Here is a 19,547-nt window from a genome sequence, read left to right as displayed (position 1 = left end):
AAAAAACCAATTAGTTACAATTTAAACTGATTAGAATGTAAATAAGATTTCAAGTCAAGGCAATCATCATGCAAGACACAACGCCAAAAGCATCTTTCAAGGCGCAACAACTCAAGTTTCGCGAAGACGCCATCCTTGACGTGGTGAACCATCTTCTCGCGTGCAAAGGCTTTGATTTGATGACAATGGATGAGGTTGCCGGCGAAGTCGGTATTGCCAAGGCGAGCCTATACAAACATTTCGCCTCGAAAGAAGCGCTTGCCGCTGCCTCAATGGCTAGACTGATGGATCGGGCGCTTGCGGTGGTCAACGATATGCCTTCGTCTCTCGATGCACTCGATAAGTTGAAAGGATTGGTGAGGTGGGCTGTCACCGAGCACTTGGCAAATACCATGCCCTTGTTGCCGTCGACACGCTCAAACATTCAGCAAACGTTGGCCAATTACCCACCTTACATGACCAAAGTAGGTCAACTGATTGAGGCACTGGGGCAATGGATCGATCAAGCGCAAACCGAAGGCTTACTGGCGGCAAACCTGCCTGGTGAGGTGATTCTTTACACCATTTTTGCTCGATCATGCGACCCAGTTGCCGACTTTTTGAAACAGGGCGGCGCCTTCAGCGATAAGGAAATCATTGAGCTGTTAGTGAGAACCTGTTTTAACGGACTAACCTCTGACAAATAGAACCCATGAGCCGACCAGCGCGGTCTACTTCCGCTAGAATCGGATTCCTTTTTTGTTGTTTCGACTGGATTGCACATGTGGTTTAAAAATCTAAAGCTCTATCGCCTGGCCACCTCCTACACCTGGACTGCAGAGCAACTCAATGATTTGCTTGTGAAAGAAGCGTTTGTATCTGCTGGTGCCGCCGTTGCGCAATCGCAGGGGTGGGTCGCCCCCCTAGAGCAAGACACTCGTCTTGCTTACCCAGTTGGCAAGCAGATTCTTTGCGCCTATCGCGTCGAGAAAAAGCTCTTACCGACGACCGTGATCAATCAGTTCACCAAAGTTCGGGCGCAAGAGTTAGAAGAACAGCAAGGCTTTAAACCGGGACGCAAGCAGCTAAAAGATCTCAAACTTGAGGTCACCGAGTCATTAATCCCACGCGCATTCAGCTTGCAACGTGACGCGCGTGTCTGGATTGATCCAGTCAATCGCTGGTTGGCACTGGATACGGCATCGGCGACCAAAGCTGAAGAAATTCTCTCAGCCCTCGGTAAAGCTTTATACCCCTTCCCAGTTGAACCGATTCACGTCGAAATCAGCCCGACGGCTGCAATGACGGATTGGATATTGAGTGGCGAGGCTCCCAGCCATTTCTCGATTGATCAGGATGCCGAACTTCGCGCCACCGGAGAGAAAGCCGCTGTCGTGCGCTATGTCAAACACGCACTCGATAGTGAAGATATTCAGAAACACGTGAGTGCAGGCAAGCAATGCACGCGTCTGGCCTTGACCTGGAACGACCGAGTGTCATTTGTACTGCATGACAATATGGATATCAAACGGATCACTCCGTTGGATATCTTAGATCAGGACGACACGAAAATGCCAGCCGATGAACTTGAAAAATTCGACGCTGATTTCACCTTGATGTGCGCTGAACTCAATCTGCTGGTCAGTCGTCTGTTGGACGTTCTGAAAGAAAAATCGCTGATCAAGGTCGCCGCATAATGGATTTGATGATTAAAAGCACCTTAGAAAGTCTCGTTGATCGCGGCGTGTTGCTTCATGTTGTCGCGGATGATCTATCCGTAAAGGCCTATGTTGTCATCGCGCCTGCAGACCTTAGCTATATCGAATCACTGGTGCCGACAAGCGTGTTTGAGAGTGGCGTGCAAGTGCATGTCGGCAACGTCACGGATATCGGTGATCATGGCGATCAAGTGGTTCAGGTTCTTGAGAACATGGATAGTGATGACGTCGCCGTCTACCTTTGCGAAGGCCCTGTTGCTTACGCTCAGGCCCTAGCGATTCTCGGTCTGACTGAAAAACCGGTTCAGCACTAGCGCAACACACCCTGCCCCCATGACCCAAAGCGAAATATGCACCGCATGTTGGCTGGCCGCGTAAGTCACACTTGAATACGCGAGATAGGCACAGGTCGCGCAAAACAGGATGGGGGTGAGGGGATACAGAGGCACCTTAAATGGTCTCACGGTGTTGGGATCACGCCAGCGCATCACAAAAAGCGATAACCCCACCAAAAAAAGAAAAATCCAAAACACGGGTGCCGTAAACTCAACCATCACCTCAAAGCCATCGCGTTGCCAGATGCCGACACCGACGAGCGCCAAGCTAATCAGTGACTGCACCCAGTATGCGACGGTCGGTGAGCCTCGATCCCGATCCCATTTCGCCATAAACCTGAGCGCTGGCCAGTTGCGTCCGAGTGCATAATTTGTTCTCGCCCCAACGATCATCGTTGCGTTGATGCTGGTAAAGGCCGATGCCGCCGCGAAAACACCGAGGGCCTTTGAACCCCAGACACCAAAGGCGCGACCAGTGATTTCTGAAGCAACGGCTTTGCTATCAGCCAGCCCGGCTAGACCCAGACCCGCAATCAGTGCGACGTTGACGATAAGATAAATCAGAGTGATGAGCGAGATACTCACGACAATAATGGGCACAATGGCACGTTTGCCACCCTTGACCTCAGCCGAGATATAGGCAGCTTCATTCCAGCCACCATAGGTCAACAAGACAAACACCATCGCCAAACCCATCAAACCTAAGGGTGGTGTCTGCGAGAACATGGCGGGCGCTGACGGCGCGTCACCGGCGATCACAAAACCAGCAACTGCCACAAAGATCAACCCAGAGACTTCAACCACCGTTAGCAAGGTTTGCACCCAGGCGGCTGCATGAATGCCAATGAGATTCACGCCAGTGAGGATCACCACAATGGAGACGGCCCAAATGGCATTGGACTGTGGCCCCAGAGACAACACTTTAGACATGTACTCGCCAAAGACAAACGCCAATAAGGCGATCGAGCCCGTATTGATGACCGTTGCCTTAGCCCACGCGTACAGAAAAGAGACTTGCTGACCAAAGGCGAGCGACAGAAAGTGATAGTCTCCGCCGGCATGCGGATAGGTAGTCGCCAGTTCAGCATAACAAAGTGCACCCGCCAGCGAGATCAGACCACCTAATACCCAGACAGAAAGCGCCCAACCAGCATCACCCGTCATCTGTGCCACCATCGCTGGCGTTTTGAAAATACCAGCACCAATCACGATGCCCACGATGATCGCCACCGCACTGATGGCACTTAAACTTTTTGCTGGGTTGGACGTTGCGAGACCATTGTCTTGGTCAATAAGGTTTGCCACTGAATTCAAATCCTGAAAAAAATGCTAATCAACATCAATCGACCGCCTGAAAATTAATGGATTGAGCAGCCTTGATGTAGCGTTCAATTTCTGACTTCTGAAACTGACGCATCTGCTCAGGATTCAAGGGCATCGGTTCGGCACTCGTTTTAACGATAAATTCAACGCTGTCTGGCTGAGCGAGCGCAACTTGCATCGCATCGGCCAACACCTTCACCACGCTATCCGGCGTGTTCGAGTTGACGAAGAACGCGGTCCAACTGTAATGAACAGCTTCGGGAAAACCACTTTCTACCAACGTCGGCACATCAGGTAGCTCGGGGTGGCGTTTTGTCCCGGTCACGAAAAGCGCCCTCACCTTACCCGACACTGCCGTATTTACCGAACCAGTTGAGTCAACCACGCCAATATCGACCTGATTTCCGATCACATCAGTCATCACCTGGGACAGACCTTTGTACATGACCGATTGACTGTTGATCCCCGCTTTAACGGTGAGCTGTGCGGCGGCCAGTTGATAGCCATAGGTGTAATACGCCATATTCAACGGGGGTTGCTGATGACCTCGTTTCAAGAGATCGGCCATGGTTTTGAGGGGTGAATCGTTGCTCACCATGAACACAGCCATCGACCGGGTCATACCCGAGACAGGGCGAAAGTCTTTAAGCGGGTCATAGGTGAGATTCTTCACCGTCGCCACGTTGGCAGCAGCGGGCGAATTGCTTCCCATGAACAGGGTGTAACCATCTGCTGGGTTGCTCTTGATTGTTTGAATCGCAACCGTGCCGCCGCCGCCAGATTTATTTTCAACGATCACCGGTACCTTCAGGATTTCTGACAGTTTTTTGCCAAAAAACCGGCTGTAAAGATCACCGCCGCTACCTGCACCATAGGGCACAAGGATATAAATAGGCTTATTCGGAAAATCTGTGGTTTGCGCGATCCCACTGGTTACGCTGAGTAAGCAACCCGCAAGCAGTAGGCATAATTTTAAGGTCTTCATCTGATGGTCTCCGTTTCGACATGTTTTTACCGTCGATTCTTATGGGATACTTTTTTTGGTTTAATTTTTATCGGACTCTGTAATGTAGGCGATTCTCAGCAGGTTGGTCGTGCCAGTAATACCGAAGGGTTGGCCCGCCACGATGAGCAAGGCATCACCAGTGTTGCCAAACCCGTGTTTAACGGCTGTCTGGGTCGCATTGTCAACGATTTCTTCCATACTGCTTACGTCTTGCGCCTGAATCGAATGAACCCCCCAGACGAGCGACAAACGTCTAGCGACAGGCAGACTGGGGGTCATGCTGAGCGTTGGCGCAGGGGGGCGTTCGTGGGCCACTCGCAAAGTGGTCGACCCAGATGACGTGTAAGCGACGGTTGCTGCGACCGGTAAGGTCTCTGCAACGGTGCGGATTGCCGCTGAAATCGCGTCTCGGGCGTCGCTGCGTCGATGTGAGTGAACGGCCCTCATGGTCACTCGCTGCAAGGGATCTTTTTCAATGCTTTGTAAAATTCGATCCATCATCTGAACCGCCTCTGCTGGATAAGCCCCTGCAGCCGACTCACCTGACAGCATCACCGCGTCGGTGCCATCGTACACGGCAGTGGCTACATCGCTCACTTCTGCCCGGGTGGGTACGGGCGAGGCAATCATCGATTCAAGCATCTGGGTCGCAACGATCACGGGTTTGCCCGCCTCGCGAGCTGCCCGTACGATGCGCTTTTGCAGGACCGGGACTTGCTCTGGCGGCAGTTCGACCCCCAAATCACCACGCGCGACCATGACCCCGTCAGACGCCGCGACAATCGCTTCCAGAGAGTCAATCGCGGAGGGCTTTTCGAGCTTAGCCATGATCGACGCTTGATTACCAACCAGCGCTTTGAGTTCAAGCATATCCTCAGGCCGTTGCACGAAAGACAGGGCGATCCAGTCCATCCCAAGCGATAAGCCGAACTCGAGATCTTCACGATCTTTAGGCGTCAGCGGAGACAGCGGCAGAATCGCGCCCGGCACATTGACGCCTTTTCGATCCGAGATCACCCCTGCATTGAGCGCTTCAACCTCGGCACTTTGACCATCACAAGACAGTATTCGAAGACGTACTTTGCCATCATCAATCAACAGATCTTCACCGGCTTTGACGGCCGCAAAAATTTCGGGATGCAGCAGCGGCACGCGCTCTCGGGACCCAAGGGCTGGATTCATGTCCAGACGCAAGCGCTGGCCAATCTCGAGAGCCAGTTTGCCATCCGTCATTTGACCTAACCGCAATTTGGGACCTTGCAGATCCATCAGTATCCCAATTGGCCGACCGATTTCACGTTCGAGCTGGCGGATCATGTCGTAGCGGATCTGATGGTCGGCGTGCGTACCGTGACTGAAATTCATGCGGAACACATCTACCCCAGCGAGAAACAGCTGGCGTATCATGTCTGCATCTTTACTACTCGGCCCAAGCGTAGCAACGATTTTAGTGTTGCGATTGCGGTGCAAAATGGCGTCTAGTTTCATTTTTTCATGGCCTTCAGTAGACAAGTCAATCGCGTACCATACCGACTCAGTGGGTGCGTGCGTATGTATGAAAGTATGCCTGAATATTACGAATGGTGATGACATGTCAGACACAACGACAGTATCTTCTTTGTCCTCTTTGAGAATTCATCCGCAACGATTGTGGGATTCGCTGATGAAGCTGGCTTCGATTGGTGCCACCCCAAAGGGTGGGGTCTGCCGGCTCGCCCTGACGGATCTTGATCGTCAGGGACGGGATTTTTTTGTGGCCGAGGCTCGTGCTGCAGGCTGCACCATCCGCGTTGATGCCGTTGGCAATATCTTCGCCAGACGTGCTGGGCGAAACAACCAACTACCGGTTGTCATGACAGGCAGTCACATTGACACTCAGCCCACCGGCGGCAAGTTTGACGGAAACTACGGGGTTTTGGCGGGTCTTGAAGTCATCAAAACACTCAACGACGCCGCCGTGACGACCGAGGCGCCGCTAGAGGTCGTCGTTTGGACTAACGAGGAAGGCTCACGTTTTGTGCCCGTCATGATGGGCTCTGGCGCCTTCGTCGGAGAGTTTTCAACCGACGTTGTCCTGGGACAAAAAGACAAAGAAGGGGTGACCGTCAGTCTGGCGCTACAGAAGATTGGATACGCTGGCGTAGATCAGGTCGATCCTCACCACATTGCCGCTTATTTCGAGGCACACATTGAACAAGGGCCCGTGCTCGAGGCCAACGCCAAGACCATCGGTGTCGTGCTTGGTGCGCTCGGGCAACGCTGGTATGACGTCGTCGTGACTGGGATGGAAGCGCACGCGGGACCGACCCCGATGGCACTGCGCAAAGATGCGCTGATCGCTGCCTCGGCCCTGGTGCACACGGTCAACGAGTGCGCCATGCGCCATGCGCCCCATGCACGGGGCACGGTTGGCATGATGGATGTCTATCCAAACTCGCGCAATGTGATTCCTGGGCGAGTCAACATGTCAGTAGACCTCAGGGCAGACAATGACCAGACTTTGCTCGATATGGATGCAGCGCTCAGGCTCGCTGCTGACCAACTGAGCAAAGCACATCAGGTGAAGATTGACATCAATCAAGTGGTTTACTTCCCGCCTCAGGCGTTCTCGCCCCAGCTTGTTGAGGCAATTCGTGCAGGTGCCCGAACGCTGGGGCTATCCGAGATGGATATTGTGAGTGGCGCGGGGCATGACGCCGTTTATCTTGCCCGCGTTGCCCCGACGACCATGATTTTCATCCCGTGCAAGGATGGCATTAGTCATAACGAAATTGAGGATGCCCTGCCTGAGCATGTCGAAGCAGGCTGCAACGTCTTGTTGCAGGCCATGCTTAGTGCTGCCCGTGTTTAATAACCTAAACGTGCTTCGAAGGCTGTTTTAATGTTGAGCAGGCGCTCGGGCAAGCCGTGAGCCAGTAGCTTGAACAAATCGGTATGCAACTCGAACTCTTTACGCCACGCTTGGGTATCGATCGAGGTGATTTTTGTAAACTTTTCAAGCGAAAAATCCATGCCACGCCAGTCAAGATCTTCGTAACGAGGGGTAATCCCGAAAACATGCTCAACGCCTTGGGCTTGCTGTTCGATACGACCTAACATCCATTTCAGCACACGGGTGTTCTCGCTAAAACCAGGCCACACAAACTTGCCGTTTTCATCCGTACGGAACCAGTTCACACAGAAGATCTTGGGCAACTTGGCGCCAGCGTCAACGAGATGCTCGCCCAGCGACAACCAATGTTGAAAATACTCAGCCATGTTGTAGCCGCAAAAAGGCAACATCGCGAAAGGGTCACGCCTGACAACGCCTTGCTGACCGGTTGCAGCGGCGGTTGTTTCAGAACCCATGGTCGCGGCCATGTAGACGCCTTCTGCCCAATTGCGAGCTTCAGTGACCAATGGCACGGTGGTCGATCGACGGCCCCCAAAAATAAACGCATCAATCACAACACCTTCTGGATTATCCCACTCGGCATCCAGTACAGGATTGTTCGTCGCCGACACGGTGAAGCGCGCATTAGGATGCGCAGCTTTGATCCCCTTTTCTTTAGCTATTTCGGGGGTCCAATCGCGGCCTTGCCAATCGATCAAATGAGCGGGGGCTTCTTTGGTCATGCCTTCCCACCAGACGTCACCGTCATCGGTCAAACCGACGTTCGTAAAGATCACGTCGCGTGCAAGGGTTTCCATGCAATTGAAATTCGATGACTTGTTCGTACCGGGGGCAACACCAAAATAACCTGCTTCTGGGTTGATGGCACGCAGATTGCCTTGCGCGTCGGGCTTGATCCACGCAATATCGTCACCAATGGTGGTGATCTTCCAGCCTTCTTGTGCCAGACCAGCGGGTGGGATCAACATCGCAAAATTCGTCTTGCCACATGCCGATGGGAAGGCCGCTGCCACATGATATTTCTTGCCGGCAGGTGTCTGTACACCCAAAATCAACATGTGCTCTGCTAACCAGCCAGGTGACTGACCCTGCGCAGCACTGCGACCCATGTTGGAGGCGATACGAAGTGCAAAACACTTCTTGCCTAACAACGCATTCCCGCCGTAACCAGAACCGTATGACCAAATTTCGCGGGTTTCAGGAAAATGCACGATATATTTCGTTTCGTTACAAGGCCAGACAACATCCGCTTGACCTGCCGCCAGTGGCGCACCGACGGTATGAACACAAGGGACGTAATCGCCGTCAGTGCCCAGTACATCAAATACTTTACGCCCCATCCGAGTCATCATGCGCATATTGACGACCACATAGGGGGAGTCAGATAGCTCGACACCAATCTGTGCAATCGGCGACCCCAATGGACCCATGGAAAACGGCACCACATACAGTGTACGTCCGGCCATTGCACCGTCAAACAGCTCGCCGAGTTTCGTGCGCATCTCTGCTGGCTCAATCCAATTGTTGGTTGGGCCAGCGTCTGCTTTGTCTTTGCTACAGATAAACGTGCGATCTTCAACGCGCGCCACATCGTCGGGTGACGATCTGGCCAGATAGGAGTTCGGCCGTTTGGCAGCGTTTAGCTTGTGTAGCATCCCAGACTGAACCATCTCAGCACAAAGCCTGTCGTATTCGGCTTGCGAACCGTCACACCAAACCACCTTAGCTGGACGGGTCTTTGCCGCGATTTGTGCGACCCAGGTTTTCAGGCCTTCATGGCGGACGTAATCAGGAGTGTTAAGGGAGGCTGTCATAGGATTGTTTCAGTTATGCGAGTAATCGCGACAAAGTTTGAAATTAGCCAAAAATTGTAGCACTCAGAACACGCCTATTTCATTGTTGCATCGCAACATGAATGTCTAAGTAAATCTTTATTACCATGGCAAGGTATATTGATTATAAAAATATGCTGGAGGAGAAAACATGTCATTCACGATTACTCAGTGCCATGCGAGTTTTGTCGGTGAAGTGAGCCAGATTGATTTGAACAGCGTGCGCGACGAAGCCTGTTTGCAGGCGATCCGAGATGGGATGTCAACTTACGCGGTATTAATCTTTCGCAATCAAACCTTCTCCTTCGACGAACAGCTTGAGTTTGCTCAACGTCTTGACGGCGAACTGCACGCTAAGACTTCTTCAGCGGCGATGACAAAAAACCGTTACGGCAATGAGGCCTTGACCGACATCTCAAACGTGGGGTCAGACGGCGATATTTTGTCTGCGAATGACAGACGTCGCATGAACGGCATCAGCAATCGAATCTGGCATACAGATGCCTCCTTTGAAGATCCGGGGGGGCGCTACTCACTATTGTTTGCACGGAACTTGCCCCCCGTTCGCGCCGATACCGAATTTGCCGATACTCGAACAGCTTACGACGATCTGGATAGCGGCACCAAATCAAGGCTCGAAAGTTTGCGTGCCTATCATTCCATTGTCTATTCGCGCCACACCATGGGATTCGATTTTTCGCCAGAAGAAAGTGCTCGATTGCCCGGCGCCACGCATCCACTGGTACGGGCGTTTGAAGAGAACGATCGCAAGGCACTTTACGTTGCCTCACATGCCTCTCATATCGTGGACTGGCCGATCCCGGAGGGACGGCTACTGATCAGAGACCTGATCGAACATGCCACTCGAGAAAAATACGTTCACTCACATGAATGGTTGCCTGGCGATTTGGTCATTTGGGACAATCGCGCCAGCTTGCATCGAGCGCGGCCCTTTGACGATACGCGCTACAAGCGAGAGCTCACCCGAGTGACCACCTTGGATTTACCGCGTCGCGACCCGCAAGCAGCCTAACTGCCCGCTCTGAAGTGATTCACAGAGCGGGCGTTTTACTCACACAGGTCAAGTTTTGATAAAGGGTAGTGAGCGAGTTCTCTGCCCACCAGCTGCCACGATGGCATTGGCAATGGCTGGGGCAACCAGTGGTACGCCCACTTCACCCATACCGGAGGGGTCACCTCCCTCTTGAAGGACAGTGATGTCAATCACAGGCAACTCAGACATACGCATCAATGGATAGGTGTCGAAGTTACGCTGCTGGGCAGCGCCGTCTTTAAAAGTAATCGCGTTCTTCATCGAGGTGGAAAAACCTAACAACATGGCACCTTCGATCTGCGCACGTACCTGATCAGGGCGAACAGCAACCCCGACATCCACAACACACGTTAGTTTGTGGACCATGGGATGACCGTCTTTCAATGACACTTCCGCCACAATCGCGATATAAGCACCATAACATTCGGTCTGGGCCACCCCTAACGCTCGTCCTCGCTGACGCAACACGCCCCAACCAGCGCGCTCGGCGGCAGTGGCCAACACTTTTTGCGCCCTTGGTTGCTTGCTCAGTAATGCCATTCTGAACTCAACCGGATCTTTGCCGGCCTCTGCCGCCAATTCATCCATAAAGCTCTCGATCGCAAAACAGTTCAAGTTATTGCTGACCGACCGCCAGTAGCCCACGCGTATACCGGTATCGTGAATGACATTTTCTGCGCGATAGTTTTTGACGCCGTAGGTCAAGTTAGCGGTGCCTTCCGTCATGAAAGGATCGTTACCTTTCACCACAAAGCCCGGAAAAGCCCGCGCCGTCACAGATGGGGACGTCAACTTTGACGACAATCCGATCAAATTGCCTTTGGCGTCAAACCCGCCGGAGAGCTGGCTTAAGCTGACCGGCCGATAATAGTCGTGCGTCATGTCATCTTCACGCGACCATGTCATCCGAATCGGCTTACCGCTCGCTTTGGCAATTGAAACCGCTTGACCAACAAAATCATTCTCAAGTCGGCGACCATAGCCACCCCCTAAAAATGTCGTGTGAACAAATACCTTTTCGGGCGGGATACCTGCTGCGGCTGCGGCGACCCCCTGCGTCCCTTGCTGAAACTGTACGGGCCCCCAGACATGACATTCACCATTTGCAATCGTTACCGAGCAATTCATCGGCTCAAGTGTGGCATGAGCAACAAACGGCAACTCATACTCAGCCTTCAATTGCTTAACAGCCCCGGTCATCGGTGCTTCGACGTTACCGGCTTTACCAACGATCGCACCCTTGGTTTTACTGGCCTCGCGAAGACCTTTCTTAATGGCGGCCATATCGGCCACAGGTGCCGTGTTGCCATTATCCCAAACGACTTTCAATAGATCACGTGCTTTCTTCGCGATGAAAAAATCGCGAGCAACCACAGCGACACCATCGGGCACTTGTACGATCGCTTCTACGCCAGGGACTGCTTTTGCAGCGGTGTCGTCATAACGAACGACTTTGCCACCGATCACCGGACTCATCGCGATCGCGGCTGACAGCATGCCGGGTTGGCGAACGTCTATCCCGTACTGCGCCTTACCCATGACTTTTGCGGGGGTATCCAAGCGAGGAAACGCTTTGCCGATGTATTTGAATTGGTCTGATGTCTTCAGTTTTGGCTTTTCATTAGGCTTGATCATCGAAGCAGCAGCGGCCAACTCACCATAGCTTGCTTTATTTGATCCTGAGGTCACCATCCCATCGCTTGCGACGCATTGCGTCGCCGAGACATTCCATTTTTGCGCGGCGGCTGCCACCAGCATTTCACGAGCGGTTGCGCCCACGGTGCGCAGTTTGATCCATGCATCACGCATGGAAGTTGAACCGCCCGTGATCTGTGCCCCGCCTAACGCGGCGTTACCGTAGGACTTTGGATCAACGCCCGCCATTTCGACCTTAATTTTGCCAAGCGGGTAATCTAACTCGTCGGCAATCAACATACTCATCGACGTGTAGACGTCTTGCCCCATCTCTGAGCGCGCGACCGTGATGGTTACCGAGTTATCGGCGTCGATCCGAAGCCAAGGATTCGCCAGGGCGGCCTCACCAGCCACCGCCGTATTTTGTTTGAAAGAAAAACCAACTAAGAGCCCCGAACTGAGCGCGGCACTTGATTTAATAAATGAGCGACGATCCATTTTTTAGTCTCCTATTGCGTTCATCAAGCAATGTTGTTGCCAGCGCGAACAATGGCTTTCTTAATGCGTGAATAGGTACCACAGCGGCAAATGTTGCCGTCCATGGCGTCGACAATCTGACTATCACTAGGCGTCTTGTTTTTTGACAACAACGCTGCTGCAGACATCATTTGCCCGCATTGACAGTAACCGCACTGTGGCACTGATTCGGCTATCCAGGCTTCTTGAATAGGCTTGGCGAGTGCAACAGGCAAACCCTCAAGCGTCGTCACTCGCTTATCAACAGCGGCTGAGACCGGGAACGAGCATGACCGAATGGCTTCCCCGTCCACATGGACAGTACAGGCCCCACAAAGCCCAGCACCACAGCCAAATTTCGGGGTGGTGATGTTGAGATGATCGCGCAACACCCAAAGCAATGGTGTGCTTGAATCCCCTTCAAAATCTACCGTGTTGCCGTTTACGTTTAGCTTCATGTCTGCTCCAGTTAGTTGTTCTCTTTGTTATGCAAAGGGATCCGTCCAGCGGAATCCACCCAGAATAACCATTACTAAGTGTTTCAAATGCAAGGATATTACAAATTGGTCATTGCCGTGACAATTCATATCAGGCGAATAGGATTAAAATGTAGTCAGATCAAGTTACAAAACAGTGAAGTTGTAAAAAGGAATGGTTATGTTGTTAAAAAAATTGCTGGTGAGTACGACCTTGGCGGCGTTTGTGATTGCGGCTGCGCCGTTGGGCTCAGCGCAGGCAGCCACGACTGACGCCACCTCTTCCACACAGGCAAAGAAAGCTAGCCATTCAAAGAAAGCGTCCGGCACGAAGAAAATTTCTTCGAAAAGCTCGTCGGCCAAGAAAAAAGCGAGCAAATCGACTAAGTCTAAGACTGCAAAGACAAAAACAGCCAAAACGTCAGGTTAACAACCGTTAATTTGGCTCACCCTGTTTGACGGCAGACAGCACCAGACGGCGACCGTAAATTAATTGATCAGACAAGGCTTGCTGCCACATCAGGCGCTCTTGATCACTGGTTGCCTTACGTAAGCGGCGGCGAACATATCCCTTGGCAATGAACCCAACGAGTCTTTCCCAGCCATGTTTGGGCTTAGGCTCGTCAACCTCATGAATTTGAATATCGTTAAATCCGTTCAAACCGAGCAAAAACCGAAGTTGATAAAAGTTCAGCGGTAACCAAGGCATATGCGAATCAGGCTTTGCGTGGACGAAATAGTTGTTTGCGCGAGGAAAGCCTTGAATGACGTGATCAATTCTGGCGGCCGCGTAAATGGGATTGGGGACCGACAGGATAAACATGCCTTGTGGTTTGAGGTGTCGGCGCACACTTTGCAAAAAAACACCGAAGTTTTGTAGATAGGGGATGGCCTCACAACAGATTACCGTGTCAAACACCCCACAACTGTCAGGCACGCCATCATCCATCCAGAATGAAGAAAACAGATCGTAATCTTCTGGGGCGGCCTCATAATAATCAAGACCATGCACGAAGACTGGCGTCTTCATACATTTTTTGACCCACCCTTCTCCACACGCGATATCCAATACCGACGCAGGCTTACTGTCGTTCAGAATCCGAGCAACGGTCAAGCGATAAGGTTTGAAGTCCCATCGGCCCGGATGATCCGAACCACTCATTTAGCGCCCGCCGCTCGAAGCAAGGCTTGAACTTGCTGCAGGGACGTTTCATCATGCAGGTTCAATTGTCTTGGGATTTCACCCAAATCTTGAATGGTTGCGTACGCGTTCGCGACGACATTGACATCTGCGCCATTAGAGGTAACTGCAAAACTGACCAATGAGCGCGGCTTTAATGTGTACGAGTTGTCCAGCCCTTGAATCTGTTCACCCAAGCCTCGCACCAATTCTCGCTCACGATTTTCGCTCAACGTCATTTGCTCACAAACAATGAGGTCGTTTGTTGCGATCAGTTTAAAACCAAGGTTGGTACAAGCCCCATAAATCGCATTTTTAGCAGCGATCAAGGTGCTGCCGCTCATCATGGCACTGACGGGCACCGGACGGTTAGGGTCTTGCTTGGCGTCACCGCTTGATTGGCACCCTGAAAGTGCAAGCAATAGCAAACTAATGCTCGTCAGTTTCAACAGGTTGTTTAACGTTAACTGACGCATGAAAATCCCTTTATATAGACAAATAATGATTAAACAGGTGTCAAAGGCGCGTGCCACTGATCGAGCGGCACCATCACGCCACCACGTTCGCCTGGCACAACGGTGCCATAACGTTGTGCAAACACCTCAGGTAGAGGCCGTGCTTGTGGGGAAGAAATCCATAAACGCAACAGATGTCGACGCAACCTAGAATCAGCCCAATCTTCAAAAGCCGTTCTATCGTGCAGCAAGCTGTGATTATGCACAAATTGCATCGACCCCGGTTCTAGCCGCATCAGAAAGTTAAGTGACGGATCATTTGCCAGCGTATCGAAGCAATCCAAGGCTTCAACATGCGTTGGCGTCAATCGCATGGCGTCTTCAAAACGCTGCGCTGAATCAATGTATTGGCGTTGATAGATACTGGACAGTAAATTCGCATGCCAGTTAAACACAGGTATTTCGAAGAACGGCTTTTGACCCGCGCCAATATCGCCGCGTCGATCGGTTGCGATCGGATCAAACAGCGCAGCCGCCAACGCTGGATGCTTGCGCTTGATCTCATTGTATATCGTGTTGGAGGATACTAAAGCCGAATCGCCCCCGGCTTTGGCTTGCTGCAAACACAATAAACCGACAATATCGCTACTGTCGGTATGGAAGGTTTGTCTTTCATGGGTCTGGTAAATCCGGACATTGGGATCGTTTGCGTCAAGCCCCAGATCAACCACATGACCAAGCACGTGCCCTTTGGCATTTTGCGGTCTCGGCAAACCCAAATACAAACCAATCCCAAAAAATGCCGTGGCACTTAACTGCAATGGCCACTCTTTCACGGGTAATGCGTTGAGCAGCGCGACCCCAGAGCCATTGATCAACTCGTCGTGAATCATCCGCAGGCGAGGACCGAGCAGTGGCAGGGCAAACTGCGACCTTGTCATTTTGCTGATGTCATCTGAATGCTGCAAAAAAGATCGTGCGGCTCGTTCGACATCCATGACTTCATCGTCGGTCAATTGGTGGCGCCAGCTCTCTTGGGCGGCAAATGCAGGCCCCTTCCAGCTGGAAGGACCCGTCATAAAATCAGGCAAATCTTGCGGGTTCATACACACAGTTCAAAGCGTTCATTGCCCTAGGCAGGCTCACCAAACAAATCCAGTCTGACGTAATCCAGCGCAGACCACTCGGATTGTAATACGGCAGCCCCGAGCTGTTGCGCCCAATAGCCGTGACCCCCGCCAAGCCTTGCCCACTCATTGAGCCGGCGAGTGTACAGCTGTAAGTCATACTCTGCGGTTACCCCAATTGCGCCGTGAACCGCATGTGCGGTCGCTGTGACACGAGCCACTGCCTGACTGTTTTGTGCCTTAGCCATGGCGACTAATGCCGGCTGGGGGCACCAACTGCTGCTCTGGCAAGCCATTTGCGCAGCCATCCGGGTTCCAAATACTTGTTCAGCCATTTCGCTTATTTGCTGCTGGAGAGCTTGGAACTTGCCAATCGGCTTGCCAAACTGCACGCGCTGATTGGCATACACAAGCGTCATTTCATAAACACGGTCTGCCCCCCCGGCAATCATTGACGCAAGCGACAGGGCCAACAATGTTTGGAATTGATCGACCTGCCAGCGGCCAATCACGCTGCGCTTCCCAACTTCTGCTGACCAACGCAAATCCGCATCCAACGAGCCATACCCCCCCGAGGTGGTCACTGTCGCCTCGGCAACCGGCAGCAACCACACATCATCCTTTTGTTGTGCCAATACCCAGTCGGTGGTTTTACCAAAATTGACAGCATGCGCGGTAATGCCACTGCCCGTCTTTTCGACTTGAAACGGCGCAAAGGTGATAGCCCCCGCGGGGATCACTTGATTTGCCTGATTGAGCCACGCGCGAGCCAGGATCGTATGGGCAAACGGCAAGGGCACCGCATGCCTGCCAATCGAAAAAAGCACTGAGCCAATGTCCCTGAGAGCAAGGCCGGCACCGCCCGCCTGCTCTGGCAGAAGGGCATCACCAAACCCAGAAGAATCAAGGCTTGCCCACAGAGCACTCGTCTCACCGCCATGTTCAATGTTACGGATTGATGCTGGCGTGCAAACGTCGGACAATAGTTTTTCTGTGCTTTCAAAAAAAGAGTCTTGCATGAGGATTCGCTTCTTTAAGAGTTCAACGCAAACCGAGACCGCGAGCAATGATGCCTCGCAAGATTTCACGAGTACCACCGCGCAGCGAGAACGTCACGCCCATTTGCTCGAGATAGCCGAGAGACTTAAGTAAATCGCCAGACACGACGAAGTCTGGATTTGACCCCAGCCATGCACTAATTTGTCGAATGACTTTTTGCTCGAAATCCGTCCCAAAATCTTTCACGACAGAGGCTTCAATCGCCGGGGTTTCGCCGTTCACCAACTTTTGCGTCACGGCCAACGACAAGCCTCTCAACACAGTCATCTCTGCCACCAGTGAACCAACTAAGGACTGCGTCGCCGAGTCAGCGACTTTTTGCACCCGCAGGGCATTGAGCCAGCAGTCGAGCAAGGCCATACTCGAGTAGATGCGCTCGGGGCCGCTGCGCTCGAACGCCAGCTCGGCGTTGACCTGATCCCAACCTTCACCTTCAACCCCAATGAGGGCGTCATGCGGTAATTGAACGTTGTCAAAGAACACCTCTGAGAAGTGTGCGTCTCCCGCCAGATCGAGGATGGGCTTGCGTGTCACCCCGGGAAGACTCAAGTCAACCAGTACCTGCGACAACCCTTTCTGTCGATCGACGCCCTCGCCTGACGTTCTGACCAAGGCGATCATGTAATGGCAGTGGTGAGCGTTGGTTGTCCAGATTTTGCTGCCGTTGAGCAACCATCCTTCTTGATTGGGTTGTGCTCGCGTTCTGATGCTCGCAAGATCTGAACCAGAGTTGGGTTCGCTCATCCCGATACAAAAAAACGACTCACCCCGGCAAATTAAGGGGATATGTCGCTGCCGTTGGGCCTGCGTTCCGAAACGCAGCAGCAAGGGCGCACTTTGCCGATCGGCGATCCAGTGGCTGGCGACCGGTGCACCAGAGGCGAGTAGCTCTTCGGCCAACACAAAGCGAGAAAAGAACCCTTTGCCGGCCCCGCCATACGCTTTCGGGATGGTTAAACCCAGCCAGCCCTGCTGCCCTAGCTTGCGGCTGAACTCAGCACTGGAACCCATCCAAGAGCGTGCACGCTGATGATAGGGATAGTCAACCAGCGTCTCTTGCAGAAACGCTCTGATCTCGCCTCGAAAAGCGATCTCCTCAGCGGGCACAGGGGTATAGTCAAGCGCGGTCAACATAGGGGGATCCGTCAATAGACATGTTAAGGTTTCATACGCAAGAGATTAACCCGCTTCATGGTGAGTGTTTTCTTCTTGGCAAAAGCCCCATTTCATCAAAGCAAAACATATAAAAAATGAGTAACCCAACGCCGGCTCAGCCAACATCAGCACTTGAGGGTATCAAGATCATCGACATGACGTCGGTCCTTTTCGGCCCCTATGCGAGCCAGACATTGGCGGACTATGGCGCCGAAGTGATTAAAGTCGAAGCCCCCGAGGGAGACTCGACCCGTTATACGGGTGATCACCACGAGCCTGGCTTGTCAGCGATATTTCTGGGGGTCAATCGCAACAAGAAAAGCATCTGCTTGGATTTGAAACAACCCGAGGCGCTCGCGGCGCTGCTCATGCTGATCGATCAAGCCGACGTTTTCATGCACAGCGTGCGTCCTCAAAAGATGGCCGCACTTGGACTCGACCATGAAACACTGCTGGCTCGCTGTCCAACACTCATCTATGCAGGACTTCATGGCTTTGGCAATAATGGCGCTTACTCAGGTCAACCTGCCTACGACGACGTGATTCAGGGACTCAGCGGCGTTGCGGATTTAATGACGCGGCAAAGTGGTACCCCTCGTTACTTACCTACCGTTGCCGCAGACAAAACCTGCGGGCTAGTCGCAACCCATGCCATTCTTGCCGCCTTGCTTCAGAAAGCGCGAACCGGCCAAGGCCAATTCATCGAAATCCCCATGTTTGAAACCATGACAAGCTTTGTCATGGTTGAGCATTTTTATGGCCATCACTTGCCCGACATTTCGGACGAAATCGGTTACCCGCGAGCGTTGACCCCGTGGCGCAAACCCTATCAGACGAACGACGGTTATGTTTGCATGATGCCTTACACCGATAAGCACTGGGCAAGCTTTTTCAATGGAACGGGCAATCCGGCCCTAGCAACTGACGAAAGGTTTGCCACGATGGCGATGCGAACGAAGCACATTGCCGCCCTGTATGAAACCGCAGGGGCCATTGTTGCGGGTGACTGCACAGCCTTTTGGCTTAGCTTTTGTGAGAAGTACGAAATACCTGGGGCCGCAATCAATCGCCTGGAAGACTTAGAATCTGATCCCCATCTGCTGAGTGTCGATTTTTTTCAAGATCTGCTGGATGAACAGGGACGCAGATACCGATTTACCCGAAACCCCGTCCGTATGCAAAAATCGCACGTCCAACCTAAGCTTCCACCCAGATTGGGGGCTGATACCCGCGAAACCTTGCTAGCGGCTGGCCTGCCCGTCGAGAACGTCAACGCCTTAATTGCGAGTGGCGCAGCAAAACAACCTACGATGAGAGAAGCAGAATGAGTGAATTCCCGTTGATGGGTGCCGGCATTGTCTGGCAAGACCTACAAATCGGCCAAAGGTGGCGCACCTTCAAACGTACGATTACTGAAACGGACATCGTCAATTTCATTACCGTCACGGGTCAGTTAGAGACGTTATTTATTGATGCAACGATTAATAACTATATGACGGTGGGTAAACCTGCACCAGCGGCGCTAACCTACTCGCTGATCGAGGGCTTTATCATGCAAGGCATCGCACGTGGTACTCGACCCGCACTATTGGAAATCCGAAAAAAAATGCTGGCGCCCGTTGCGCAAGGCGATACGATCTGGGCTGAAATAGAAGTGCTGGATATCAAGGCATCGCCCCTGGATCATGGGGCTGTTGTCACCACTAAAATCGACGTCAAAAATCAAGATAATGTCGAGGTCATGACCTATACCGCCGTGCGGTTTATTGCGGGCGATATCAAAGGCTAACGTCACTGATTATTT

General features: G+C 52.4%; 19 protein-coding genes. 8 read left to right on the top strand and 11 right to left on the bottom strand.

Going from position 1 to position 19,547, the window contains the following annotated elements:
- The first annotated feature begins 68 nt into the window (after positions 1-68).
- From AC1W8Y_RS04165 to AC1W8Y_RS04155, 3 genes are all read left to right on the top strand, one after another.
- Entirely contained in the window at positions 69-686 is a 618-nt protein-coding gene (locus AC1W8Y_RS04165) for a TetR/AcrR family transcriptional regulator (protein WP_482013208.1), read from the top strand.
- Between the two features lie 75 nt (positions 687-761).
- Complete coding sequence (locus AC1W8Y_RS04160; protein ID WP_482013207.1) at positions 762-1,676, top strand: recombination-associated protein RdgC; 915 nt, start codon at positions 762-764, stop codon at positions 1,674-1,676.
- Positions 1,676-2,011, top strand: a complete 336-nt coding sequence (locus tag AC1W8Y_RS04155; RefSeq protein ID WP_482013206.1) for a hypothetical protein — start codon at positions 1,676-1,678, stop codon at positions 2,009-2,011. The genes AC1W8Y_RS04160 and AC1W8Y_RS04155 overlap by 1 nt, the downstream gene beginning before the upstream one ends.
- Here AC1W8Y_RS04155 and AC1W8Y_RS04150 read toward each other — a convergent pair.
- From AC1W8Y_RS04150 to pyk, 3 genes are read right to left on the bottom strand one after another with little or no spacing between them, the layout of a single operon-like run.
- Positions 1,970-3,337 carry an APC family permease gene (locus tag AC1W8Y_RS04150; protein ID WP_482013205.1) on the bottom strand — a complete coding sequence of 456 codons (1,368 nt, stop codon included), beginning with the start codon at positions 3,335-3,337 and terminating at the stop codon, positions 1,970-1,972. The genes AC1W8Y_RS04155 and AC1W8Y_RS04150 overlap by 42 nt on opposite strands.
- Positions 3,338-3,371: 34 nt before the next feature.
- A complete protein-coding gene (locus AC1W8Y_RS04145; protein WP_482013204.1) occupies positions 3,372-4,340 on the bottom strand; it encodes a Bug family tripartite tricarboxylate transporter substrate binding protein in 969 nt (322 codons plus the stop codon).
- Between the two features lie 60 nt (positions 4,341-4,400).
- Entirely contained in the window at positions 4,401-5,831 is a 1,431-nt protein-coding gene (gene pyk, locus AC1W8Y_RS04140; protein WP_482013332.1) for a pyruvate kinase, read from the bottom strand.
- Between the two features lie 121 nt (positions 5,832-5,952).
- On the opposite strand from pyk, the gene AC1W8Y_RS04135 reads away from it, so the two are divergent.
- Positions 5,953-7,212: a Zn-dependent hydrolase gene (locus AC1W8Y_RS04135; RefSeq protein WP_482013203.1), complete on the top strand. Its 1,260-nt coding sequence runs from the start codon at positions 5,953-5,955 to the stop codon at positions 7,210-7,212.
- On the opposite strand, the gene AC1W8Y_RS04130 is transcribed toward AC1W8Y_RS04135, so the two are convergent.
- Positions 7,209-9,068 (bottom strand): phosphoenolpyruvate carboxykinase (GTP), encoded by a 1,860-nt coding sequence (locus AC1W8Y_RS04130; RefSeq protein ID WP_482013202.1) that lies wholly within the window; start codon positions 9,066-9,068, stop codon positions 7,209-7,211. The two genes, AC1W8Y_RS04135 and AC1W8Y_RS04130, sit on opposite strands and share 4 nt — an antisense overlap.
- Positions 9,069-9,237: 169 nt before the next feature.
- Here AC1W8Y_RS04130 and AC1W8Y_RS04125 point away from each other — a divergent pair, with 169 nt between their 5' ends.
- Positions 9,238-10,119 (top strand): TauD/TfdA dioxygenase family protein, encoded by an 882-nt coding sequence (locus tag AC1W8Y_RS04125; RefSeq protein ID WP_482013201.1) that lies wholly within the window; start codon positions 9,238-9,240, stop codon positions 10,117-10,119.
- 48 nt (positions 10,120-10,167) lie between these two features.
- Here the strand turns inward: AC1W8Y_RS04125 and AC1W8Y_RS04120 are convergent, their stop codons facing one another.
- The gene (locus AC1W8Y_RS04120) at positions 10,168-12,273 is read right to left on the bottom strand and encodes a xanthine dehydrogenase family protein molybdopterin-binding subunit (RefSeq protein ID WP_482013200.1); all 2,106 of its coding nucleotides are present in this window, start codon (positions 12,271-12,273) and stop codon (positions 10,168-10,170) included.
- Positions 12,274-12,296: 23 nt separating this feature from the next.
- Positions 12,297-12,749 carry a (2Fe-2S)-binding protein gene (locus tag AC1W8Y_RS04115; RefSeq protein ID WP_482013199.1) on the bottom strand — a complete coding sequence of 151 codons (453 nt, stop codon included), beginning with the start codon at positions 12,747-12,749 and terminating at the stop codon, positions 12,297-12,299.
- Between the two features lie 199 nt (positions 12,750-12,948).
- Here AC1W8Y_RS04115 and AC1W8Y_RS04110 point away from each other — a divergent pair, with 199 nt between their 5' ends.
- Positions 12,949-13,197 (top strand): hypothetical protein, encoded by a 249-nt coding sequence (locus tag AC1W8Y_RS04110; RefSeq protein ID WP_482013198.1) that lies wholly within the window; start codon positions 12,949-12,951, stop codon positions 13,195-13,197.
- A gap of 6 nt (positions 13,198-13,203) precedes the next feature.
- Here AC1W8Y_RS04110 and AC1W8Y_RS04105 read toward each other — a convergent pair whose 3' ends face one another.
- From AC1W8Y_RS04105 to AC1W8Y_RS04085, 5 genes are read right to left on the bottom strand one after another with little or no spacing between them, the layout of a single operon-like run.
- On the bottom strand, positions 13,204-13,929 hold the full coding sequence (locus tag AC1W8Y_RS04105) for a class I SAM-dependent methyltransferase (protein WP_482013197.1): 726 nt from the start codon (positions 13,927-13,929) through the stop codon (positions 13,204-13,206).
- Entirely contained in the window at positions 13,926-14,423 is a 498-nt protein-coding gene (locus tag AC1W8Y_RS04100; RefSeq protein WP_482013196.1) for a hypothetical protein, read from the bottom strand. Before AC1W8Y_RS04100 ends, AC1W8Y_RS04105 begins: the two co-directional genes overlap by 4 nt.
- Before the next feature lie 29 nt (positions 14,424-14,452).
- Positions 14,453-15,481 (bottom strand): TauD/TfdA family dioxygenase, encoded by a 1,029-nt coding sequence (locus AC1W8Y_RS04095; protein WP_482013195.1) that lies wholly within the window; start codon positions 15,479-15,481, stop codon positions 14,453-14,455.
- Positions 15,482-15,534: 53 nt separating this feature from the next.
- Entirely contained in the window at positions 15,535-16,548 is a 1,014-nt protein-coding gene (locus tag AC1W8Y_RS04090; protein ID WP_482013194.1) for an acyl-CoA dehydrogenase family protein, read from the bottom strand.
- 22 nt (positions 16,549-16,570) lie between these two features.
- The gene (locus tag AC1W8Y_RS04085) at positions 16,571-17,722 is read right to left on the bottom strand and encodes an acyl-CoA dehydrogenase family protein (protein WP_482013193.1); all 1,152 of its coding nucleotides are present in this window, start codon (positions 17,720-17,722) and stop codon (positions 16,571-16,573) included.
- A 116-nt stretch (positions 17,723-17,838) separates the two neighbouring features.
- Here AC1W8Y_RS04085 and AC1W8Y_RS04080 point away from each other — a divergent pair, with 116 nt between their 5' ends.
- Both AC1W8Y_RS04080 and AC1W8Y_RS04075 read left to right on the top strand, forming a co-directional pair.
- A complete protein-coding gene (locus tag AC1W8Y_RS04080) occupies positions 17,839-19,071 on the top strand; it encodes a CaiB/BaiF CoA transferase family protein (RefSeq protein ID WP_482013192.1) in 1,233 nt (410 codons plus the stop codon).
- The gene (locus tag AC1W8Y_RS04075) at positions 19,068-19,532 is read left to right on the top strand and encodes a MaoC/PaaZ C-terminal domain-containing protein (protein ID WP_482013191.1); all 465 of its coding nucleotides are present in this window, start codon (positions 19,068-19,070) and stop codon (positions 19,530-19,532) included. Before AC1W8Y_RS04080 ends, AC1W8Y_RS04075 begins: the two co-directional genes overlap by 4 nt.
- Positions 19,533-19,547 lie beyond the last annotated feature (15 nt).

The sequence above is a fragment of the Jezberella sp. genome (genome assembly GCF_964834465.1).
The sequence above is the reverse complement of the archived record's forward strand: the minus strand, read 5'-3'. Positions and strand labels throughout refer to the sequence as shown.

Bases quoted from the DNA above. Each gene is read 5' to 3' on its own strand.
- AC1W8Y_RS04165 (WP_482013208.1), top strand. From the start codon at position 69: ATGCAAGACACAACGCCAAAAGCATCTTTCAAGGCGCAACAACTCAAG.
- AC1W8Y_RS04160 (WP_482013207.1), top strand. From the start codon at position 762: ATGTGGTTTAAAAATCTAAAGCTCTATCGCCTGGCCACCTCCTACACC.
- AC1W8Y_RS04155 (WP_482013206.1), top strand. From the start codon at position 1,676: ATGGATTTGATGATTAAAAGCACCTTAGAAAGTCTCGTTGATCGCGGC.
- AC1W8Y_RS04145 (WP_482013204.1), bottom strand. From the start codon at position 4,340: ATGAAGACCTTAAAATTATGCCTACTGCTTGCGGGTTGCTTACTCAGC.
- AC1W8Y_RS04135 (WP_482013203.1), top strand. From the start codon at position 5,953: ATGTCAGACACAACGACAGTATCTTCTTTGTCCTCTTTGAGAATTCAT.
- AC1W8Y_RS04130 (WP_482013202.1), bottom strand. From the start codon at position 9,068: ATGACAGCCTCCCTTAACACTCCTGATTACGTCCGCCATGAAGGCCTG.
- AC1W8Y_RS04125 (WP_482013201.1), top strand. From the start codon at position 9,238: ATGTCATTCACGATTACTCAGTGCCATGCGAGTTTTGTCGGTGAAGTG.
- AC1W8Y_RS04120 (WP_482013200.1), bottom strand. From the start codon at position 12,273: ATGGATCGTCGCTCATTTATTAAATCAAGTGCCGCGCTCAGTTCGGGG.
- AC1W8Y_RS04115 (WP_482013199.1), bottom strand. From the start codon at position 12,749: ATGAAGCTAAACGTAAACGGCAACACGGTAGATTTTGAAGGGGATTCA.
- AC1W8Y_RS04110 (WP_482013198.1), top strand. From the start codon at position 12,949: ATGTTGTTAAAAAAATTGCTGGTGAGTACGACCTTGGCGGCGTTTGTG.
- AC1W8Y_RS04105 (WP_482013197.1), bottom strand. From the start codon at position 13,929: ATGAGTGGTTCGGATCATCCGGGCCGATGGGACTTCAAACCTTATCGC.
- AC1W8Y_RS04100 (WP_482013196.1), bottom strand. From the start codon at position 14,423: ATGCGTCAGTTAACGTTAAACAACCTGTTGAAACTGACGAGCATTAGT.
- AC1W8Y_RS04095 (WP_482013195.1), bottom strand. From the start codon at position 15,481: ATGACGGGTCCTTCCAGCTGGAAGGGGCCTGCATTTGCCGCCCAAGAG.
- AC1W8Y_RS04090 (WP_482013194.1), bottom strand. From the start codon at position 16,548: ATGCAAGACTCTTTTTTTGAAAGCACAGAAAAACTATTGTCCGACGTT.
- AC1W8Y_RS04085 (WP_482013193.1), bottom strand. From the start codon at position 17,722: ATGTTGACCGCGCTTGACTATACCCCTGTGCCCGCTGAGGAGATCGCT.
- AC1W8Y_RS04080 (WP_482013192.1), top strand. From the start codon at position 17,839: ATGAGTAACCCAACGCCGGCTCAGCCAACATCAGCACTTGAGGGTATC.
- AC1W8Y_RS04075 (WP_482013191.1), top strand. From the start codon at position 19,068: ATGAGTGAATTCCCGTTGATGGGTGCCGGCATTGTCTGGCAAGACCTA.